The organism is Kitasatospora sp. NPDC094016, from assembly GCF_040304045.1.
Classification (GTDB): Bacteria; Actinomycetota; Actinomycetes; order Streptomycetales; family Streptomycetaceae; genus Kitasatospora.
This window is the reverse complement of sequence record NZ_JBEOUK010000043.1, coordinates 42,979-64,679: the sequence shown is the minus strand read 5'-3', so window position 1 is coordinate 64,679 and position 21,701 is coordinate 42,979. Positions and strand designations below refer to the sequence as shown.

Here is a 21,701-nt window from a genome sequence, read left to right as displayed (position 1 = left end):
CGTCCCGGCGCGCGCCTCCAGGGGCACGCCCCTGGGCGACCCGGTCGACCCGTGAACGAGCAGGCCGAGCACGAGGACACGCGTCGGTGCGAGGTGAGCGCCGAATGGGCTAAGAAGAAGGGGAACGATCAACGCGAAAAGGATTCGGACGTGCTGCTTCAAGGCGGACGCCACCCGCCGCCGCACTCCCCGCAGCATCAACGACCTTGAGTCATCCTCGCACCGGGGACAAGACTTTTGCAGCGGTACGACAGTAGTTTCGGGCTTTGTCCTGAGCGGATGAGCCATCGGAAATGGACCTGTTCCGCAGTGTTCATGCATTGGTAGCGCAGGACCCCGGAAATGTGCGCCGCGCGCGCCCCCCGTGCAGACCAATGCGCCGAATGCGATCTCATCAATAGGCCGAACGGATGCCCAATAGCCCACTTGACGCACTGTCATGACGGACATCGCGGCTACGCTTCACGCCGTGAAGGCAATCCGCAGATTCACCGTCCGCACCGTCCTGCCCGAACAACTCCAGCCGCTGCACGAGCTGGCCCTCAACCTGCGCTGGTCCTGGCACCCCGAGACCAGGGACCTCTTCCGGTCCGTGGACCCGGAGGTCTGGGCCGCGACCGGCGAGGACCCGGTGCGGCTGCTCGGGGAGGTCCCGGCCGCCCGGCTCGCCGCCCTCGCCGCCGACCGGCGGTTCCTGCGCAGACTCGGCGACCTCGCCGACGACCTGCGCGAGTACCTCAGCGGCCCGCGCTGGTACCAGGCCCAACAGGAGAACGGCGCCACCCCGCCGCCCGCCGCCATCGCCTACTTCTCCCCCGAGTACGGCATCGCCGCCGCGCTGCCCCAGTACTCCGGCGGGCTCGGCATCCTGGCCGGCGACCACCTCAAGGCCGCCAGCGACCTCGGCGTCCCGATCATCGGCGTCGGCCTGTTCTACCGGCACGGCTACTTCCGGCAGTCCCTCAGCCGGGACGGCTGGCAGCAGGAGCGCTACCCGCTGCTCGATCCGGACGAACTCGCGGTCAGCCTGCTCCGGGAGGACGACGGCACCCCCGGCCGGGTCGACCTCGCCCTGCCCGGCGGCCGCACCCTGGCCGCGCACATCTGGAAGGCCCAGGTCGGACGGGTCCCGCTGCTGCTCCTCGACTCCGACATCGAGGCCAACTCGCCCGCCGAGCGCGACGTCACCGACCGGCTCTACGGCGGCGGCAGCGAGCACCGGCTGCTCCAGGAGATGCTGCTCGGCATCGGCGGCGTCCGCGCCGTCCGCGCCTACTGCCGGCTCACCGGGCACCCCGCCCCCGAGGTGTTCCACACCAACGAGGGCCACGCGGGCTTCCTCGGCGTCGAACGGATCCGCGAGCTGGTCGCCACCGGCTCAGCCGGCCCCGACGGCGTCGGCCTGGACTTCGCCGCCGCCCTGGAGTCCGTCCGGGCCGGCACCCTGTTCACCACCCACACACCCGTCCCGGCCGGCATCGACCGCTTCGACCGCGAGCTGGTCGCCCGCCACTTCGGCGGCGACGCCGCGCTGCCGGGCGTCCCGGTCGAACCGGTGCTCGCGCTCGGCGCCGAGACCTGGCCCGGCGGGGACCCGAAGCTCTTCAACATGGCCGCCATGGGCCTGCGGCTCGCCCAGCGCGCCAACGGGGTCTCCACCCTGCACGGCGAGGTCAGCCGCTCCATGTTCAACGGTCTCTGGCCCGGCTTCGACACCACCGAGGTGCCGATCACCTCCGTCACCAACGGCGTCCACGCCGCGACCTGGATCGACCCGGCGGTCGTGCGGCTCGGCGCCGCCGAGATCGGCGCCGACCGCGCCGAGGACGCCATGACCACCGGCGACGCCAAGCGCTGGACGGGCCTGGAGCGGATCGGCAACACCGAGATCTGGGACCTGCGCCGCAGCCTGCGCGCCCAGCTGGTCGACGAGGCCCGCCGCCGGCTGCGCGACTCCTGGCGCCAGCGCGGCGCCGGCGAGGCCGAACTCGGCTGGGTCTCCTCCGTGCTCGACCCCGACGTGCTCACCATCGGCTTCGCCCGCCGGGTGCCCTCGTACAAGCGGCTCACCCTGATGCTGCGCGATCCGGACCGGCTGCGCGCCCTGCTGCTGCACCCCGTCCGGCCGGTGCAGATCGTGGTCGCCGGCAAGGCCCACCCGGCCGACGACGGCGGCAAGCGGCTGATCCAGCAGATGGTCGCCTTCGCCGACGACCCGGCCGTCCGGCACCGGATCGTCTTCCTGCCGGACTACGACATGGCGATGGCCCGGCACCTCTACCCGGGTTGCGACGTCTGGCTGAACAACCCGCTGCGCCCGCTGGAGGCCTGCGGCACCTCCGGGATGAAGGCCGCGCTCAACGGCTGCCTCAACCTGTCCGTCCTGGACGGCTGGTGGGACGAGTGGTACGACGGCCAGAACGGCTGGGCGATCCCCACCGCCGACGAGGCCGGCGGCGTGCTCGACCCGGAGAGCAGCGAGGCCGAGCGCCGCGACGACATCGAGGCCGCCGCGCTGTACGACCTGATCGAGGACCAGGTCGCCGGGCGGTTCTACGACCGGGGCACGGACGGGCTGCCGCACCGCTGGATCGCCATGGTCCGGCACACCCTGGTCACCCTCGGCCCCAAGGTGCTGGCCGGGCGGATGGTCCGCGAGTACGTCGAACGGCTGTACACCCCGGCGGCGCTGGCCCAGCGGGAGCTGGCGGCGGCGAAGCACCACGGCGCCCTGGAGCTGGCGGCCTGGAAGGCGAAGGTCCGGGAGGCCTGGCCGGCCGTCCGGGTCGAGCACGTCGAGGCGGACTGTCCGGACGAGGCGCAGGAGCTGGGCAGCTCGCTGGCACTGCGGGTGCAGGTCGCGCTCGGGGCGCTGGAGCCGGGCGACGTCGAGGTGCAGGCGGTGTCCGGCCGGGTGGACGAGACGGACGGCATCTCGGACGGCTGCGTGCTCGCCCTCAAGCCGGTCGGCGGGTCCGACCTGGACGGCCGGACCCGCTACGAGGGCTCGCTGGAGCTGTGCCGGACCGGCCCGTTCGGCTACACCGTCCGGGTGCTGCCGGCCCACCCCCGGCTGGCCTCCCCGGCGGAGCTGGGGCTGGTGGCCCTGCCCGCCGAGTCGTCGGGGATGGACGCGGGGGTGCTGCGCTGACGCCCTGCCGCGGGGAGGGTGAGGCCCTGTCCGGCCGATCTTGCCGGGCCCGCGACGCCGGGCATCCCGCCTGGACGCACGCCCGAATCGCCCAAGTACGCCCAGTACGAGGACGATCCGGGTGCACGCCCAGCCGGGCGCCCACCGCCGCGGGCTGATCCGCCAAGATCGACCGGACAGGGCCTAGACCAGGCTGTCCCGCCAGGCCTGGTGGAGGGCGGCGAAGCGGCCGGATCCGTCGATCAGCTCCTGCGGGGAGCCGTCCTCGACGATCCGGCCCTGGTCCATCACCAGGACGCGGTCGGCGATCTCCACGGTGGAGAGCCGGTGCGCGATGATCACCGCCGTCCGGCCGGCCAGCACCGTGCGCATGGCCCGCTGGACGGCCTGCTCGCCGGGGACGTCCAGCGAGCTGGTCGCCTCGTCGAGGATCAGCACCGCCGGGTCGGCGAGCAGGGCGCGGGCGAAGGCGACCAGCTGGCGCTGCCCGGCGGAGATCCGGCCGCCGCGCTTGCGCACGTCGGTGTCGAAGCCGTCCGGGAGCGCGGCGATGAACTCGTACGCGCCGATGTCCCGGGCGGCCTGCTCGACCTCCTCGCGGCCGGCGCCGGGGCGGCCGATCGCGATGTTCTCGGCGACGGTGCCGGAGAACAGGAAGGACTCCTGGGTCACCATCACCACGCCGCGCCGCAGCTCGGGGGTGGCGAGGTCGCGCAGGTCCACGCCGTCCAGCCGGATCCGGCCGTCGGTCGGGTCGTAGAAGCGGGCCAGCAGCTTGGCGACCGTCGACTTCCCGGCGCCGGTCGCGCCGACCACCGCCACCGTCTGCCCGGCCGGGATCACCAGGTCGAACGGCGGCAGCACCTGCTTGCCGGTGCGGTAGGCGAAACGGGTCTTCTCGAAGCGGACCTCGCGCCCCTTGCCGGCGGCCTGCGGCAGTTCGGCGGGCGCGGCCGGTTCGGCGACGGTCGGCTCGTGGGCGAGCAGGCCGGCGATCTTCTCCAGCGCGGCGGCGGCCGACTGGTAGCTGTTCAGGAACATCGCCAGCTGGTCGATCGGGTCGTAGAGCCGGCGCAGGTAGAGCACGAAGGCGGTGAGCACACCCAGCTCGACCGTGCCGTCGGCGACCAGGTAGGCGCCGAGCAGCACCACGCCGGTGGTCCACAGGTTGGCGGTGACGCGGGAGAGGCCGACGTAGCGGGCGATCTCCAGCAGGCCGTCCGCCGTCGCGGTGGCGGACTGCCGGTTGACCACGGCGAAGGCCTCGTCGTTGGCCTTCTCGCGGCGGAAGGCCTGCACCGGGCGGATGCCGTTCATGGTCTCGGTGAAGCGGACGATCAATGAGGCGGCCGAGGTGCGGGAGCGGCGGTAGACCCGGCGCGAGCGGCTGCGGAAGGACCGGGCGATCAGCGCCAGCGGCAGGACCGACGCCAGCGAGACCAGGCCGAGCCGCCAGTCCAGCACCAGCAGCAGCACCGAGATGTAGCAGACCGACAGGAGGACGGTCAGCAGTTCCTGGAGGCCCTCGGAGAGCAGCTCGCGCAGCGCGTCCACGTCGCTGGTGGCGCGGGAGATGATCCGGCCCGAGGTGTAGCGCTCGTGGAAGTCCAGGCTCAGCCGCTGGGCGTGCCGGAAGATCCGGCCGCGCAGCTCCAGCAGGATGTCCTGGTTGACCCGGGCGCTGATCTTGATGAACGCCCACTGCAGCAGCAGGCTGAGCAGCGCGCAGCCCAGGTAGGCGCAGACCACCGCGACCAGCGGGCCGCTGTCGCTCTCGCGCAGTGCCGGGATGCCGCGGTCCATCGCGATGGCGACCAGCAGCGGGCCGGACTGCAGGGCCGCCTGCTGGACGAGGATCACCAGCATCGCGACGGCGATCCGGGCCCGGTGCGGGCCGAGCAGTGAGCGCAGCAGCGCCCGGGGCGCGCCGGGCGGGACGGGGATGTCCTCCTCGTCGGCCGGGGGCGGCGGCAGCTGTTCCTCGACCGGCTCGGCGGTCTCCCGTCCGGCGGGGCCGACGGGCGAGATGGTGGTGGTCATCGGGTGGTGCCCCCCTCGGAGACCAGGACGGCCTCGGGCGTCGGGGCGGACTCGCCCGACATCAGTTCGCGGTAGTGCGCGCAGTCGCGCAGCAGGTCCTGGTGGGTGCCGACGGCCTCGATCCGGCCGTCGGAGAGCACCGCGACCCGGTCGGCGAGCAGCACGGTGCTCGGGCGGTGGGCGACCACCAGGGCGGTGGTGGCGCCGAGGACCTGGCGCAGTGCCCGTTCGACCAGGGCCTCGGTGTGCACGTCGAGGGCCGAGAGCGGGTCGTCCAGCACCAGGAAGGCCGGCTCGCCGACCACCGCGCGGGCCAGGGCGAGGCGCTGGCGCTGGCCGCCGGACAGGCTCAGGCCCTGCTCGCCGACCTCGGTGTCCACGCCGTCCGGGAGCTTGTCCACGAAGGAGGCCTGGGCGGTGGCCAGGGCGGCGCGCAGCTGCCGGTCGTCCGCGCCCGGGGCGCCCATCAGGACGTTCTCCCGGACGGTGGCGGAGAACAGCGTGGGCTCCTCGAAGGCGACCGCGACCAGCTCGCGCAGCCGCTCCCGGGGGAGGTCGCGGATGTCGAGGCCGTCCAGGGTGATGGTGCCGGCGCCGGCCTCGTACAGGCGGGGGAGCAGCGCGGTGAGCGTGGTCTTGCCGCTGCCGGTGGCGCCGACCAGGGCCATCGTCTCGCCGCTGCGGATGTGCAGGTCGATGCCGGCCAGCAGGTCGGGGGTGTCGTCGGGGGCGTCGGGGTAGCGGAAGCGGACGCCGGTGAAGCGGATGCCGTCGGGGGCGCCGAGTCCTTCGGCGGTGCCCGGGTCGGCCGTCTCGGGCTCGTCCAGCACCTCGAAGAAGCGGTCGGCGGCGGTGGCGGCCTCGTTGGCGTAGGCGAGCAGCCAGCCCAGGGACTCGACCGGCCAGCGCAGCGCCAGCGCGGTGGAGAGGAAGGCGACCAGGGTGCCGGCGCTCAGCTCGTCGTGGGCGACCAGGTAGGCGCCGGCGGCGAGGGCGCAGCCGAGGGCGATCTCGGGCAGGCCGACGATGACCGCCCAGAGGTTGGCGAGCAGCCCGGCCTTGCGCAGTTCGGTGCGGCGCAGGTCGTGGGCCTGGGCGCGGAAGCGCTCGGCCATCGAGCGGTGGCGGCCGAAGGCCTTGAGGATGCGGATGCCGAGGACGGACTCCTCGATGACGGTGGCGAGGTCGCCGTTCTGGTCCTGGGCGCGGCGGGAGGCGCCGGAGTAGCCGGCCTCGAACCGCCGGGTGAGCACGAACAGCGGGACGGCGGGCAGCAGGATGATCAGGGCGAGTCGCCAGTCCTGGGTGAACATCACCGCCGTGCCGACGAGGAACATCACCGAGTTGACGACCAGGAAGACCAGCGGGAAGGCCAGAAAGAGCCGCATGGTGTACATGTCGGCGGTGGCCCGGGAGAGCAGCTGGCCGGATCCCCAGCGCTCGTGGAAGGAGATCGGCAGCCGCTGGAGCTTGGCGAAGAGGTCGCCGCGCATGGCCGTCTCCAGCCTGGCCAGCGGGCGGGCCAGGACCACCCGGCGGGTGTAGAACAGCGTGGCCTCGACCAGTCCGAGGACCAGCAGCACGCCGATCAGCGGCCAGAGCCCGCTCAGGTCGTGCTCGGCGAGCGGGCCGTCGACGATCCGGCCGAGGACCAGCGGGACGCCGAGGACGCTCAGCATGGCGACCAGGGCGGCGGCCACCGAAACGGCCAACCGGCGGCGAACGGCTCGGGCGTAGGGCCACAGGCGCAGGAGGGAGCGGACCGTGGAGCGGTGCCCGGTCGCGGTGTCGTCGTCTTGTCGGTTCTCGGCCATCGTCGTGAGGGTAGGACGAGGTCGCGTCATTTCTCATCAGGTTTTTCACCCCTGACAGAACGCTTCGGCGAGAACCGGCCACCTGTACGGGTGGGGCGCGGGTGAACAAGCGGGGCGGGTGGGGCCGGTCGCACGGGCCGAAGTGCGCCGCACGCGCGGCCGACACCGCTCAGTTCGTGGCGGCGGGCGCGCGCAGCAGCCGCAGCGAGCGCCCGGCCAGCAGCGTCGCGCCCTGCGGACAGGGCTCGCCGCCGCCCTCGACGGCGGTGTCGACCACCGTCTCGTACGCCTCCTCCGGCGCGGCCCAGGGCTCGCCGGGGAGGGTGAACAGCACCGGTTCGTGACCGGCGTTGAGCAGCAGCAGGAAGCTGTCGTCCAGCGTCGGCCGCCCGGCCTCGTCCCGTTCGGACATCGCGGTGCCGGACAGCAGCATGCCCAGGCAGGCGGTCGGGGTGAACCAGTCGGCCTCGGTCATCTCCTTGCCCAGCGGCGTGAACCAGGCGAGGTCCGGCTGGCCGCCCGGGGCGGCGGCCCGGCCGGAGAAGAACGCCCGCTGCCGCAGCACCGGGTGGGCCCGGCGCAGCCGGATCAGCCGGGCGGTCAGCTCGGACAGCCCGCGCCAGCGGGGATCCGCCAGGAGCGACCAGTCCAGCCAGCCGAGCTCGTTGTCCTGGCAGTAGGCGTTGTTGTTGCCGCCCTGGGTGCGGCCCAGCTCGTCCCCGGCGGTGAGCATGGGGACGCCGGTGGAGAGCAGCAGCGTGGCCAGCAGGTTGCGCAGTTGGCGCAGCCGCAGGGCGTTCACCTCCGGGTCGGTGGTCTCGCCCTCGACGCCGTGGTTCCAGGACCGGTTGTCGTCGGTGCCGTCCCGGTTGGCCTCGCCGTTCGCCTCGTTGTGCTTGCGGTCGTAGCTGACCAGGTCGCGCAGCGTGAAACCGTCGTGCGCGGTCACGTAGTTGACGGAGGCGTACGGGCGGCGGCCGCCGCGCTGGTAGAGGTCGGAGGAGCCGGACAGCCGGTAGCCCAGCTCGCGCACGTCCGGGCGGGCGCCGCGCCAGAAGTCCCGCACGGTGTCCCGGTACTTGTCGTTCCACTCGGCCCACAGCGGGGGGAAGCCGCCGACCTGGTAGCCGCCCGGGCCGACGTCCCAGGGCTCGGCGATCAGTTTCACCCGGCTGAGCAGTGGGTCCTGGGAGACGGCGGCGAGGAAGGGGTGGTCCATGTCCACGCCGTCGGTGCCGCGGGCGAGGGCGGCGGCGAGGTCGAAGCGGAAGCCGTCCACGCCCATCTCGGTGACCCAGTACCGCAGCGAGTCGGTGACCAGCCGGACCACCTGCGGGCGGCGGGTGTCCAGGGTGTTGCCGCAGCCGGTGAAGTCCGCGTAGCCGCGCGGGCGGTGCGGGGCCGGGCGGTAGTAGGCGGTGTTGTCGATGCCGCGCAGCGAGAGCATCGGGCCGAGTTCGGAGCCCTCCGCGGTGTGGTTGAACACCACGTCGAGGATCACCTCGATCCCGGCGGCGTGCAGGGCGCGGACCATCCGCTTGAACTCGCCGACCTGGCCGCCGCGCGAGCCGGCCGCCGAGTAGCCGGCGTGCGGGGCGAAGTAGCCGATCGTGTTGTAGCCCCAGTAGTTGACCAGGCCGCGCGACTGGAGGTGGTCCTCGCTGGCGTACTGGTGCACCGGCAGCAGCTCGACGGCGGTCACGCCGAGGCGGGTCAGGTGGGCGACGGCGGCCGGGTGGGCCAGGCCCGCGTAGGTGCCGCGGAGCTCCGGCGGGATGTCGGGGTGGCGCATCGTGAAGCCGCGCACGTGCAGTTCGTAGAGCACCGTCTCGGCCCACGGGGTCTTCGGGCGGTGGTCGTCGTACCAGTCGTCGTCATCGTGGACGACCACGGATCTGGGCACGTAGCGGGCCGAGTCGCGGTTGTCCCGGACGGTGTCGGCGACGTCCGCCTCCGGCCAGTTGCGGACGGCGGCGCAGACCGCGTCGTGGCTGGTGTAACAGCCGTCCACGGCACGGGCGTACGGGTCGAGCAGCAGCTTCGCCGGGTTCCAGCGGGCGCCGGTCCACGGGTCCCACCGGCCGTGCACGCGGAAGCCGTACCGGGTGCCGGGGCGGACGCCGGGCAGGAAGCCGTGCCAGGTCTGGAAGTCCTGCTCGGTGAGGCGGTGCCGGCCCTCCCGGCCGTCCTCGTCGAACAGGCAGAGGTCGACCGCCTCGGCGCCGGCCGCCCAGAGCGCGAAGTTGGTTCCCTGGCGGCCCTGTTGGTCGGTCCGGAAGCGGGCGCCGAGCGGCTGCCAGCTGCCGGGCCACGGTGGCTCGGCGGTGTCCCCGCCGGGCGGCCGCACTCCGGCTTCCAGCTCCTGCCCTGACGCCATGGCCGCACCCTCCCTGGACGGGGTGTCCCGGACCCCGTTCACTTCCTCTTTCCCGGATTGCGCAGATCGGAAGCGGCTGAACGGGGGCTTACCGGCGGATGGCGGCCGATGGATGGGGGGATTTCGCGCGGCCGCGCGTGTCCCCGCCGCGATTGCCCTCGTTGTTCCCGGTATCGGGCGTTCCCGCTACCGGACGTTCCCGGCACCGGGACTTCCCGGTAGCGGGCGCCCCCGGTACCGGACCTTCCCGGTACCGGACGTGGACAGTGGGAGGCCCCGGTATGCGGCGCCGAGGACGGGTGTGGGCGCGGCGGGCGGCGGCGGTGGCCTGGGGCCTCGCCGTCCTGACGGGGTGCGGCGGCTCCCCGGCGGCCCCCGCGCAGGACGCCGCCGGGCCCGGGGCGCACACCCCGCCCCCGCCGCCGTCCCGGGCGGTCGTCACGGCGCTGCCCGCCGACGGCGCCCAGGACGTGCCGCCGGAGGGCCCGGTCCGGGTGACGGCGGCGCAGGGCCGGCTGGTCACCGTCCGGCTGGCCGACGGCAGGGGCACCGAGATCCCCGGCACGATCGCCCCGGGCGGCGCCGCCTGGACGCCCGACGGCCCGCTGCCGCTGGGCACCGCGTACACCCTGGACGCCGTCGCCGAGGACGACCAGGGCCAACGGGCGGCCCAGCACTCGGCGTTCTCCACGATGGCCCGGGCGCACACCTTCGTCGCCTTCTTCACCCCGGAGGACGGCTCCACCGTCGGTGTCGGCATGCCGGTGTCGTTGCGCTTCAGCCGGCCGATCACGGACCGGGCAGCGGTGGAGAAGGCCGTCCAGGTGAGCGCCGACCCGCCCGTCCCGGTGGCCGCGCACTGGTTCGGCAACCAGCGGCTGGACGTCCGCCCGCAGCAGTACTGGGCGGCCGGCACCAAGGTGACGGTGGCGCTGCGACTGAAGGACGTGCAGGGCGCGCCGGGCGAGTTCGGCACCCAGACCAAGGACCTGCACTTCACCGTCGGCCGGGCGCAGGTCTCCACCGTCGACCTGGACGCGCACACCCTGACCGTCCGGGCCGGGCAGGGCGGCAAGGTGCTGCGGGTGCTCAAGGTGTCCGGCGGCAGCCGTGACCACTCCACCTACCGGGGCGTCATGGTGGTGTCGGAGAAGTACAAGGTGACCCGGATGAACTCGCAGACCGTCGGGATGGGCGACGAGTACGACATCAAGGACGTGCCGCACGCGATGCGGCTGACCAACTCCGGCACCTTCGTGCACGGCAACTACTGGGCGGATCCCGGGGTGTTCGGCGCGGCCAACACCAGCCACGGCTGCATCGGCCTGGCCGACGCCAAGGGCGGTGCGAGCAAGGACTCCCCGGCGGGCTGGCTGTTCGAGCACACCATCCCGGGGGACGTGCTGGAGGCGAAGGCCTCGGCGGGGGACTTCGTGCCGCCGCAGAACGGCCTCAACGGCTGGAACATGCCGTGGGAGCAGTGGGTGGCGGGCAGCGCCCTCGGGCCGGTTGCCGGGCCGGTCTCCGGGCCCGCGGCCGACCCCGTCGCGCAGTAGTCGATCTTCACCGCCGATTCACCCCCGATCCACCCACCTCCCCCCGGGATCCGCTCGGACGGCCCGGCTATCCTGCTCCGGCGCGCCCCGGTCCGGCGCGAAAGATCGGCGCCCGGTGCAACTCATGGGGGCACTCAACGCGTCAAGAGAGTGGATACCGGGAGGGGAGAAACCGTGAAGACGGGGAAGACGGCCGACGCCGCGATACGTACCACCAGCCGCTACGGGCGCAGGGGTGCGATGGCGCTGGTCATGGGCGGGGTGCTGCTGCTCACCGCGGCCTGCGGCGACGACAAGGGCGGAACGGGCGGCGGGGGCGACAACGCGGCGTCCGCGGCGACGGCGGGTGCGGGCGGGACGGCGGCCCCGGCGGGCGCGTCGGGCGAGCCGAAGGCCTCCGCCGCGGTGCTGGCCGTCGAGCCGAAGGACGGCGCCCAGGACGTCGCACCGAGCAACGCGTTGCAGGTGTCCGTCTCGAACGGCAAGCTCACCACGGTCGAGGTGACCGACAAGAACGGCAAGCCGGTCGACGGGGCGATCACCCCGGACGGCATCGGCTGGAAGCCCGCCGCCGCGCTCACCGTCGGCATGGCGTACAAGGTGAACGCGCAGGCCAAGGACGCCGACGGCCTGGTGACCGCGTCCACCACGACGTTCACCACGCTGACGCCGGACAAGAAGGTCTCCACCAACGACAACATCAGCGACGGTGCCACCTACGGCGTCGGCATGATCGTCTCGGTGAACTTCAGCAAGACCGTCAAGAACAAGGACGCCGTCCTCAAGGGCATCACCTTCGAGACGAACAACGGCACCGAGGTGAAGGGCCACTGGTTCGGCGACAACCGGCTGGACTTCCGCCCGGCCGAGTACTGGAAGCCGGACACCAAGGTCACCATCAAGTACCGGCTGAAGAGCGTCGAGGTCGCCCCGGGCGTCTACGGCGACGTGGACAAGGACGAGCCGTTCACCATCGGCCGCTCCCAGATCGCCACCGCCGACGCCAAGACGCACCAGATGACGATCGAGCGGGGCGGCAAGAGCACCACCGTGCCGGTCACCCTGGGCGCGGACGCGACGCCGTCCTGGGGCGGGACGATGGTGATCATGTCCAAGGAGAAGGTCACCCGGATGAACTCGCAGACGGTGGGCCTCGGCGGCGAGTACGACATCCAGGACGTGCCGCACGCGATGCGGCTGACCACCTCCGGCACCTTCGTGCACGGCAACTACTGGGCCAGCCCGTTCGGCAGGACCAACGCCAGCCACGGCTGCGTCTCGATGGCGGACGAGAAGGGCGGCAGCGACACCTCCGTCGCGGGCAAGTTCTTCAACGACTCGATGGTCGGCGACGTGGTCAAGATCGTGAACACCAAGGAGAAGACCGTCGCGCCCTCCAACGGGCTGGGCGGCTGGAACATCGCCTGGGCGAACTGGTAGATCCTGCCCGCCGACCGACCGGATAGTCCCGGTTCGTCGGCGCGGTGCGGACGAGCGGCCCGATCCTCACCCGTTGGGGTCGGGCCGTTCGCGTTTTCGGAGCGCACCGGGCCCCGGATGGCGCAACCTTTCCGGAGGCCGGCGCGTGTAGTGGTCGGGTCCGCCGTGTGCGCGGGGGTCTTGTGCGGGGTTTCGGGTCGTGGGGTGCGGTCCGTGGGGTTCGGTCCGTGGGGTTTCTTTCGTGGGGTTTCTGAGGGAGGGATCGACGTTGAGGTCGATACGCAGAGTGGTGGCCGTCGGTCTGGTGGGCGGCGCGATGGCGCTGACCGCCGCGTGCGGCGGCGGGAGTGGCGGGAGCGGTAACGGGGGCGGGAGCGCGGCCAAGGCGGACCTGGGGGCCGGAGCGGCCGCCGGAACGGCCTCCCCGGGCGCCGCGGCGGCGAGCAGCGCGGCGCCGAAGGTGTCGCAGGCCGTGGTGAACATCGAGCCCAAGCCCGGCACGGTGGACGTCGCGCCCGACGCGCTCAAGGTCGGCGCGACCGGCGGCAAGCTCACCACTGTCAAGGTCAGTGACAAGACCGGCGCGGAGGTGCCCGGCACCATCGCCGCCGACGGCTCCAGCTGGACCCCGTCGGCCGGCCTCGCCGTGGGCAGCACCTACCAGGTCAGCGCGATGGCCGCGGACGCCAACGGTGTGGTCGCCAGCGCGGACAGCAACTTCTCCACGCTGACGCCGACGGCCCTCGCCAAGGCCGCCGACAACGTGGACAACGACGCGACGTACGGCGTCGGCATGATCGTCTCGGTGAACTTCAGCAAGGACGTCAAGAACAAGGACGTCGTCGCGAAGGGCATCACCTTCGAGACCGACAACGGCACCGTGGTCAAGGGCCACTGGTTCGGCAACCGCCGGCTGGACTTCCGCCCCGAGCAGTACTGGAAGTCCGGCACCAAGGTGACCGTGCACTACCGCCTCAAGAGCGTCGAGATCGCCCCTGGGGTGTACGGCACCGACCGGGACGAGCCCTTCACGATCGGGCGATCTCAGATTTCGACGGTTGACGCCGCCGCGCACCGGATGACCGTCGAACTGGACGGCAAGCCGTCGGACATCGACATCACCTCCGGCTCGCCCGAACACCCGACCTGGAACGGCACGATGGTCGTCATGTCCAAGGAGGGCGTGGTGCGGATGCAGTCCAGCACCCTCCCCGGCATGAGCGGCTCCCCGTACGACCTTCAGGTGCCGCACTCGATGCGGCTCACCGACAGCGGCACCTACCTGCACGGCAACTACTGGAGCAAGCTCATCGGCGAGGACAACGTCAGCCACGGCTGCGTCGCCCTCAAGGACGTCGAGGGCGGCGGCGAATCCACCTCGATGGGCAAGTTCTACGCCGGCTCGCTCGTCGGCGACGTGGTGGTCGTGAAGAACTCCACCAAGAAGGAGACCCTCGACCCGGCGAACGGCCTGAGTGGCTGGAACGTGCCCTGGAGCGCCTGGTAGGCCGACCGGTAGCCGCCCTGGTCGGGGCGGTTCCGTGGCAACCCGGGATTGACGCGGACGCGCCCCGGGTTGCCTGCTCTCCACCCTCTCCCCACCGTCTGCCGGCCCCCTCCAGGCCTCTGCCTGGCACTCTCCGCGGGGTCTCCTTGCACGCGGCATATGCCGACTCGGAGGAGATCGTTTGCTCATTGTCCGTACGCGGCCGCTTGCGTTCCGCAATGATGGACCGCATGGCGGGTTGGGGCGAAACAGATCAGTCATCAGTTCCCGGGGCCGGATTGGTCGCCGAGGCGTCGTGGATCGATGTCCAGGGCGCGCTGGCGGCGCTGGAGCGGCTCAGCTCGGAGGAACTGGAGGAGATGTATTGCGGCAGGCTGAGCGATCAGTCCGTGCCGAACGAGGTACGACTGCCGTCCAGGCCGGAGACCGGCCCGGTGGCCCGCCGGCTGGTGCTGTCGGTCCTGGAGTCCTGGGACCTCCACCAGCACCTGGAGGCCGGTGAGTTACTCACCAGCGAACTGGTCTCCAACGCCGTCCGGCACGCCGCCGGACGCACCATCGGACTCCAGGTGATCCGCAAGCCGGGCTGGCTCCGCGTCGAGGTCCGCGACTCCTCCCGGGCGCTGCCCTGCATGATCCTCGCCGAGCCGAAGCCGGTGACCGAGCGAGGGCGGGGGCTGCGGGTCATCGACGACCTGGCCGACCGCTGGGGCGCCGACCTGCTGCCGCGCGGCAAGGGCGTCTGGTTCGAACTGAAGGTCCGCGAGCGGCACTGATCGTTCCGGGCTTTCCCGGGTCTTTCTCGACTGTCCGGGTCTTTCTCGGTCGTCCGGGCCTTCCGGGCTTTCCCGGGAAAACGCGCAGGGCCCCCGAAGTCGCCGTGGTCCGGCGGATGGGGGCCCCTGCAAGTCATCGCGCCGGCCAAGGGGGTGCGTGCCGCACGATGGGCGTCGGCCGTGCCAGGTCGGGCCAGCCGAAGTCTCCACGCCCAGGCCGGCGTGCTGTGCCGCCCGCCGTTGGGCTGCTTCGACTATCGCACGAATCTCAGCATGTGGGCAAACCAGGTGACTTGGATTAAAAGGTTTGTAACCTAGTTCACCTTTGGATTTTGCATAGGTTCACGCTGTTGCCTGTGAATATTCACCATCCTCGCCGTCGGGCCTCCGGTGCTTCGTCGCCCGGCCGCCAATTCCTCCGTGAGCCCCACCCCGCCGGAACTGCCGGGTAGCATCGGGCCCGTGAACCTGTACTGGCACGTCGTACTGCCACCGCTCAGCGCCTGATCGGGCGCACACGCCGGCGGCTCGACCCCCGTGCTCCCTGCCGCGGCCCCCTTCGGCCGCCAGGGGTCCGCAGCGTGCGCCCGGTGCGAAACCAACTCCCCTGACGGTCTTCGACGACGGAAGTTCACGACTGTGCCGAACCGCACCTCCACGCCCGCGCCCACCCGGCCCACCGCCACCCCCGCCGCCCGCCGCGCCGGCCCGCTCGGCGGGCCGGTCCCGATCCTGGTCGCCGCACTGCTGTGGGGCACCACCGGGACGGCCAGCTCCCTCGCACCCGACGGCGCCCCCTCGGCGGGCATCGGCGCCGCCGCGCTGGTCCTCGGCGGACTCCTCCTCTTCCTCTCCACCCGCAGCGCCCGCGCGCTGCCCCGGGCCTGCGGCCGCCGGGAGCGGTGGCAACTCGCCGTCGGCGCCGTCGCGGTGGTCGGCTACCCGGTCACCTTCTACCCGGCGGTGACCCGCGCCGGGGTGGCGGTGGCCACCGTGATCGCCCTGGGCAGCGCCCCCGTCTTCGCCGGCCTGCTCGGCTGGCTCACCCGGCAGGGACGACCGAGCGGCCGGTGGGCCGGCGCCACGGTGACGGCGGTCGTCGGCTGCGCCGTCCTGGTGCTGGGCCCCGAACTCACCGGCGGCGGCGCGGCGGTGGACGCCGTGGGGGTGGCGCTGGCCGCGCTCTCCGGCCTCTCGTACGCGGTGTACTCGCTCATCGGCGGGAGGCTCATCTCGCGCGGGCACCCGTCCGCCGGGGTGATGGGGGCGATGTTCGGCGCGGCCGCGCTGCTCGTCCTGCCGGTGCTGTTCCTCGGCGACCTGCGGTGGCTCGCCTCGCCGCGCGGTGCGGCGGTGGTGCTCCACCTCGCGGTGATCACCACCTTCCTCGCCTACCGCCTCTTCGGCCACGGCCTGCGCCGCACCTCCGCCCAGACCGCCACCACCCTCACCCTCGCCGAACCCGCCGTCGCCGCCCTCCTCGGCGTCGCCGTCCTCGGCGAACGCCTCCCCGCAGCCTCCTGGTGCGGCCTCGCCATCCTCGGCGCGGGCCTCGCCGTCCTCACCGTGCCCGTGGGCACCCGCCGCCGCTGAACTGCGGGCGGCCCCACGTGCAGGAAGTCGGCCGGCGGTCGGCGGGCCAACACGCCTTGCTTTCCGGACTCTTGCGCCGAGCCGCTTGCCGCCGGGCGCCCCGCTTGGTGGGCTTGGCCGCATGGAAGAGACCGCGAACAGCCGACCGCAGGCGACGTACGACCGCATCGGGGTCGGCTACCGCTCCATCCGGCGGCCCGATCCCCGACTGCACGCCCTGATCGGTGCCGCCCTCCGGGGGGCCCGGTCGGTGGTGAACGTCGGTGCGGGCGCCGGATCCTACGAGCCCGAGGGCGCCGCCGTCACCGCCGTCGACCCCTCCCAGGTCATGCTCGACCAGCACCCGGGGCGCCGGAAGGTCAAGGCCGGCGCCGAGCAGCTGCCCTTCCCCGGCGGCTCCTTCGACGCGGCGATGGCAGTCATGACCGTCCACCACTGGGCGGATCCCGAACGGGGCCTCGCGGAGCTGCGGAGGGTCGCCCGGCGGCAGGTCGTGTTCACCTGGGACCCGGCCCACCGTCCGCAACTGTGGCTGCTGGAGGAGTACCTGCCCGAGATCCGGGAGCTGGAGGAGAGCCGCTTCACACCGCTGGCCCAGGTCGTCGACGCGCTGGACGCGCACACCGTGCTGCCTTTCCCCGTCCCGCACGATTTCACGGACGGTTACCAGATCGCCTACTGGCGGCGGCCCGAGTTCTACCTCGACCCGGTCGTCCGGCAGGCCAGCTCGACCTTCGCCGAGTTGCCGGCCGCAGTGGTGCAGCCGGCGATCGCCCGCTTGCGCGCCGACCTCGAATCCGGTGCCTGGCACCGGCGCCATGCCGAACTCCTCGACCAGGAGCACATGGACTACGGGTACCGGCTGCTCATCGCGGGGGAGCTCTCCTCGGAGTAGGAAGTCGGACGGGTCGACTTCCTGCGCGGGAGGTGCGTGGGGGTGCGCTGAAGAGGTAGACCGGTCTGCATATTCCGCGCATGGAATGTAGACCGGTCTACATAATTTTCCCCACCGGGGGCCGGGGCGCGCTCGGTTGTTCAGGCGCGTTCAGATGCCGAGGTGGGTGGCGATGCCGGCGAGGACGCAGTCGAGGCCGGTTTCGAACTGCCAGGTGGGGTCGTCCTTGCGGGTGGCCTCGTGGAGGTAGCGCTGGTAGGTGGGGTAGCGGCCGGTGCCCATCAGGAAGGACATCCGGGGGGCGAGGCCGGCGCGGGTCTCGTCGCCGTCGGACCAGCCGTGCTCGCGCTGGAGGGTGCGCAGGGCGAGCTCGGCGGCGACGGAGCCGTGGACGTAGCCGGTGACGGTTCGGAAGACCGCCATGGTGGTGTCGGCGTCCAGGCCGTGGTCGGCGAGGGCGGCGAAGGCGCGTTCGGGGATGGCGAGCTGGTTGGGGGTGAGGGGGACGGCGCCGGCGCGGACGATCCACGGGTGGGCCAGGTTCATGGCGCGCAGGTGGAGCGCCAGGGTGCGCATGGTGTCGCGCCAACCGGTGGAGGGAGTGCCCGGGGAGAGTTCGCCGTAGACGAAGTCGACCATCAGGTCGATGAGTTCGTCCTTGCCGGAGACGTACCGGTAGGCGGCCATCGGGGCGACGCCGAGGGTGGTGGCGAGCCGGCGCATGGTGACGGCGTCGAGGCCTTCGGCGTCGGCGATCGCGATCGCGGCCTCGGCGATCCGCTGCGGGGTGAGGGTGGTGCGCGGCGCGGGGGCCGGGCGGGCGAGGCGCTCCCAGAGTGAGGCCGGGGGCGGGGGCTTGGTCTGGTCGTCGTCCCCGGTGGGGGCCTGCTGGGCGGGCATGACGGCGGGCTCCTTCCGGTCGGGGCTCTTACCGTACCACCGGCGTGTACGCCGTATCGGAAGTGGACGGCGTACACGTCGATGTGTACGTTGTATCCAGCAGATACGGTGTACACATCGTCCCGGAGGGGGATTCCCATGGCTACGGAGAGCGCGGACATCGCGGAGAAGGGCCTGCGGGTCGCGGTCGTCGTCGGCAGCACTCGGAGCGGCCGGTTTGCGCCCGTCGTCGCCGACTGGCTGCTCGGCCACCTCGGCGCGCGCGGCGACATGACCGCCGACCTGATCGATCTGGTCGAGACCCCGCTGCCGACCACCTTCCCGTCCTTCGGTGGTGAACTGGAGCCGGGCGCCGCCGAGTTGCTCGCCGCCGTCACGCCCCGCCTGGAGGCCGCCGACGCCTTCGTGGTCGTCACGCCCGAGTACAACCACAGCTTCCCGGCCCCGCTGAAGAACGCCATCGACTGGCACAACAGCCAGTGGCACGGCAAGCCGGTCGGCTTCGTCTCCTACGGCGGACTCTCCGGCGGTCTGCGCGCCGTCGAGCAACTGCGAGTGGTGCTCGCCGAGTTGAACGCCATGACGATTCGCAACACGGTCAGCTTCCACGGCGCCGCCCAGTGCTTCGACGCCGACGGCAAGCCGCTCGACCCGGCCGCCGACGCCGCCGGCAAGACCATGCTCGACCAACTCGCCTGGTGGGCGGAGGCGTTGCGGGACGCCCGGCGCCTCCGCCCGTTCGCGGCCTGAGCGGGCACCCTCGGGATGCCCCCGAACGCCCCCGAACGCCGAGAGCCCCCGGACGGGTCCGGGGGCTCAGGCGACAGCGGGTGTGATCAGCACTCGATGACGTTGACGGCGAGGCCGCCGCGCGAGGTCTCCTTGTACTTGATCTTCATGTCGGCGCCGGTCTCCTTCATCGTCTTGATCGCCTTGTCGAGCGAGACGTGGTGCCGGCCGTCGCCGCGCAGGGCCATCCGGGCGGCGGTGACGGCCTTGACGGAGGCCATGCCGTTGCGCTCGATGCAGGGGATCTGGACGAGGCCGCCGACCGGGTCGCAGGTGAGGCCGAGGTTGTGCTCGATGCCGATCTCGGCGGCGTTCTCGACCTGTTCGGGGGTGCCGCCGAGGACCTCGGCGAGGCCGCCGGCGGCCATCGAGCAGGCGGAGCCGACCTCGCCCTGGCAGCCGACCTCGGCGCCGGAGATGGAGGCGTTCTCCTTGAAGAGCATGCCGATGGCGCCGGCCGCGAGGAGGAAGCGGACGATGCCGTCCTCGTCGGCGCCCGGGATGAAGTTCAGGTAGTAGTGCAGGACGGCGGGGATGATCCCGGCCGCGCCGTTGGTCGGAGCGGTGACCACCCGGCGGCCGGAGGCGTTCTCCTCGTTGACCGCCATCGCGTAGAGGGTCACCCACTCCATCGCGTTGGCCGGGCCGATGCCCTCGGCGCGCATCGCGCGGGCGGCCGCGGCGGCGCGGCGGCGGACCTTGAGGCCGCCGGGGAGGATGCCCTCGCGGGACATGCCGGCCCGCACGCACTCCTGCATGACCTGCCAGATCTCCAGCAGCCCGGTCCGGATCTCCTCCTCGGAGCGCCAGGCCTTCTCGTTCTCCAGCATCAGGCCGGAGATCGACAGCCCGGTCTCCCGGGTGAGCCGCAGCAGCTCCTCGCCGGTGCGGAAGGGGTAGCGCAGCGAGGTGTCGTCGGGCTTGACCCGGTCCGCGCCGATGGCGTCCTCGTCGACGACGAAGCCGCCGCCGACCGAGTAGTAGGTCTTCTCCAGCAGCGTGGAGCCGTCCGCCGCGTACGCCCAGATGGTCATGCCGTTGGCGTGGTACGGCAGCGAGCGGCGGCGGTGCAGGACCAGCTGGGTGCCCGGGTCGAAGTCGATGGGGTGGGTGCCGAGGAGGTTGAGCCGCTTCTCGGTGGTGATCCGCTCGACGTCCTTGTCCGCCTGGTCGACGTCGACCGTGCGGGGGGAGTTGTTCTCCAGGCCGAGCAGGACGGCCTTGGGGGTGCCGTGGCCGTGGCCGGTGGCGCCCAGCGAGCCGTACAGCTCGGCGCGCACGCTCGCCACCTCGGCGAGCAGGTCCTCGGACCGCAGGCGCCGGGCGAACATCCGGGCGGCGCGCATCGGGCCGACGGTGTGGGAACTCGACGGGCCGATGCCGATGGAGAAGAGGTCGAAGACGCTGAGGGCCACGGGGGGACGTCCTTGTCTGTCTCGTGGAAGGACTGGCGGGCGGGGGACGACACGGGTCGGGGCACCGCGCGCACTGTCCAGTGTGCGCGGTGCCCCGGGATCCCAGGTGCCGCGGCGGGGTGAGGCCGGTCACCCCGCCCGAACGATCACCGAGGTGATCAGAGGTTCGGGTAGAGCGGGTACTTCTCGGCCAGCGCGGTGACGCGGGCCTTGAGCGCGGTGGCGGCGTTCTCGTCGAAGGCGGGCTTGAGCGCCTCGGCGATGATGTCGGCGACCTCGCGGAAGTCCTCGGCCTGGAAGCCGCGGGTGGCGAGCGCGGGGGTGCCGATGCGCAGGCCGGAGGTGACCATCGGCGGCCGCGGGTCGTTCGGGACGGCGTTGCGGTTGACCGTGATGCCGACCTCGTGCAGGCGGTCCTCGGCCTGCTGGCCGTCGAGCCGGCTGTTGCGCAGGTCGACCAGGACGAGGTGCACGTCGGTGCCGCCGGACAGCACCGAGGCGCCGGCCTCGGCGACGTCGGCCTGGAGCAGGCGCTCGGCGAGGATCTTGGCGCCCTCCAGAGTGCGCTGCTGGCGCTCCTTGAACTCCTCGGACGCGGCGACCTTGAAGGCGACGGCCTTGCCGGCGATCACGTGCTCCAGCGGGCCACCCTGCTGGCCGGGGAACACCGCGGAGTTGATCTTCTTGGCGTACTCGGCCTTGGACAGGATGACACCGCCGCGCGGGCCGCCCAGGGTCTTGTGGGTGGTGGTGGTGACCACGTCCGCGTACGGCACCGGGTTGGGGTGCAGACCGGCGGCGACCAGGCCGGCGAAGTGCGCCATGTCCACCATCAGCAGCGCGCCGACCTCGTCGGCGACCCGGCGGAACGCGGCGAAGTCCAGCTGGCGCGGGTAGGCGGACCAGCCCGCGATGATCAGCTTCGGCTGGTGCTCCTTGGCCAGGCGCTCGACCTCGGCCATGTCGACCTGGCCGGTCTTCTCGTCCACGTGGTACGCGACCACGTTGTAGAGCTTGCCGGAGAAGTTGATCTTCATGCCGTGGGTCAGGTGACCGCCGTGGGCCAGGTTCAGGCCCAGGATGGTGTCGCCCGGCTTGATCAGCGCGAACATCGCGGCGGCGTTGGCCTGGGCGCCCGAGTGCGGCTGGACGTTGGCGTGCTCGGCGCCGAACAGGGCCTTGATGCGGTCGATCGCGATCTGCTCGACCACGTCGACGTGCTCGCAGCCGCCGTAGTAGCGGCGGCCGGGGTAACCCTCGGCGTACTTGTTGGTGAGTACCGAGCCCTGGGCCTCCATGACCGCCACCGGGGCGAAGTTCTCGGAGGCGATCATCTCCAGGGTGGTCTGCTGGCGGTGCAGCTCGGCGTCGACCGCGGCGGCGATCTCCGGGTCGAGGGAGTGCAGGGACTGGTTCAGAACCGTCATGGTGTGGTCTTCCCGGGAGGA

General features: G+C 72.3%; 14 protein-coding genes. 8 read left to right on the top strand and 6 right to left on the bottom strand.

All coding sequences use genetic code 11. From position 1 onward, the window contains the following. Nucleotides 1-469 precede the first annotated feature (469 nt). Nucleotides 470-3,151, top strand: coding sequence for an alpha-glucan family phosphorylase (gene glgP, locus ABT015_RS30245; RefSeq protein WP_350884689.1), 2,682 nt, complete (start codon nucleotides 470-472; stop codon nucleotides 3,149-3,151). A gap of 183 nt (nucleotides 3,152-3,334) precedes the next feature. Here the strand turns inward: glgP and ABT015_RS30240 are convergent, their stop codons facing one another. The 3 genes from ABT015_RS30240 to glgX form a co-directional block, all read right to left on the bottom strand. After that, complete coding sequence (locus ABT015_RS30240; protein ID WP_350884687.1) at nucleotides 3,335-5,191, bottom strand: ABC transporter ATP-binding protein; 1,857 nt, start codon at nucleotides 5,189-5,191, stop codon at nucleotides 3,335-3,337. After that, the gene (locus tag ABT015_RS30235; RefSeq protein ID WP_350884685.1) at nucleotides 5,188-7,005 is read right to left on the bottom strand and encodes an ABC transporter ATP-binding protein; all 1,818 of its coding nucleotides are present in this window, start codon (nucleotides 7,003-7,005) and stop codon (nucleotides 5,188-5,190) included. Before ABT015_RS30235 ends, ABT015_RS30240 begins: the two co-directional genes overlap by 4 nt. A 169-nt stretch (nucleotides 7,006-7,174) precedes the next feature. Beyond that, nucleotides 7,175-9,382: a glycogen debranching protein GlgX gene (gene glgX / locus ABT015_RS30230; RefSeq protein WP_350884683.1), complete on the bottom strand. Its 2,208-nt coding sequence runs from the start codon at nucleotides 9,380-9,382 to the stop codon at nucleotides 7,175-7,177. A gap of 281 nt (nucleotides 9,383-9,663) precedes the next feature. Here glgX and ABT015_RS30225 point away from each other — a divergent pair, with 281 nt between their 5' ends. The 6 genes from ABT015_RS30225 (at nucleotide 9,664) to ABT015_RS30200 (ending at nucleotide 17,149) form a co-directional block, all read left to right on the top strand. After that, a complete protein-coding gene (locus ABT015_RS30225; RefSeq protein ID WP_350884681.1) occupies nucleotides 9,664-10,938 on the top strand; it encodes a L,D-transpeptidase in 1,275 nt (424 codons plus the stop codon). 174 nt (nucleotides 10,939-11,112) lie between these two features. Next, entirely contained in the window at nucleotides 11,113-12,378 is a 1,266-nt protein-coding gene (locus ABT015_RS30220) for a L,D-transpeptidase (protein WP_350884679.1), read from the top strand. 268 nt (nucleotides 12,379-12,646) lie between these two features. Beyond that, complete coding sequence (locus ABT015_RS30215) at nucleotides 12,647-13,885, top strand: L,D-transpeptidase (protein WP_350884677.1); 1,239 nt, start codon at nucleotides 12,647-12,649, stop codon at nucleotides 13,883-13,885. A gap of 278 nt (nucleotides 13,886-14,163) precedes the next feature. Then, on the top strand, nucleotides 14,164-14,661 hold the full coding sequence (locus tag ABT015_RS30210; protein WP_244293363.1) for an ATP-binding protein: 498 nt from the start codon (nucleotides 14,164-14,166) through the stop codon (nucleotides 14,659-14,661). A gap of 639 nt (nucleotides 14,662-15,300) precedes the next feature. Next, nucleotides 15,301-16,254 (top strand): DMT family transporter, encoded by a 954-nt coding sequence (locus tag ABT015_RS30205; RefSeq protein ID WP_350884675.1) that lies wholly within the window; start codon nucleotides 15,301-15,303, stop codon nucleotides 16,252-16,254. Nucleotides 16,255-16,375: 121 nt separating this feature from the next. Further along, nucleotides 16,376-17,149: a class I SAM-dependent methyltransferase gene (locus ABT015_RS30200; protein WP_350884673.1), complete on the top strand. Its 774-nt coding sequence runs from the start codon at nucleotides 16,376-16,378 to the stop codon at nucleotides 17,147-17,149. A 150-nt stretch (nucleotides 17,150-17,299) separates the two neighbouring features. Here the strand turns inward: ABT015_RS30200 and ABT015_RS30195 are convergent, their stop codons facing one another. Then, nucleotides 17,300-18,049, bottom strand: coding sequence for a TetR/AcrR family transcriptional regulator C-terminal domain-containing protein (locus ABT015_RS30195; RefSeq protein WP_350884671.1), 750 nt, complete (start codon nucleotides 18,047-18,049; stop codon nucleotides 17,300-17,302). Nucleotides 18,050-18,187: 138 nt separating this feature from the next. Between ABT015_RS30195 and ABT015_RS30190 the strand changes: the two genes are divergently transcribed. Continuing rightward, complete coding sequence (locus tag ABT015_RS30190; RefSeq protein WP_350884669.1) at nucleotides 18,188-18,799, top strand: NADPH-dependent FMN reductase; 612 nt, start codon at nucleotides 18,188-18,190, stop codon at nucleotides 18,797-18,799. Between the two features lie 86 nt (nucleotides 18,800-18,885). Here ABT015_RS30190 and ABT015_RS30185 read toward each other — a convergent pair whose 3' ends face one another. Both ABT015_RS30185 and glyA read right to left on the bottom strand, forming a co-directional pair. After that, on the bottom strand, nucleotides 18,886-20,253 hold the full coding sequence (locus tag ABT015_RS30185; protein WP_350884667.1) for an L-serine ammonia-lyase: 1,368 nt from the start codon (nucleotides 20,251-20,253) through the stop codon (nucleotides 18,886-18,888). Between the two features lie 158 nt (nucleotides 20,254-20,411). After that, nucleotides 20,412-21,680 carry a serine hydroxymethyltransferase gene (gene glyA / locus ABT015_RS30180; protein WP_350884665.1) on the bottom strand — a complete coding sequence of 423 codons (1,269 nt, stop codon included), beginning with the start codon at nucleotides 21,678-21,680 and terminating at the stop codon, nucleotides 20,412-20,414. Between the last annotated feature and the right edge of the window lie 21 nt (nucleotides 21,681-21,701).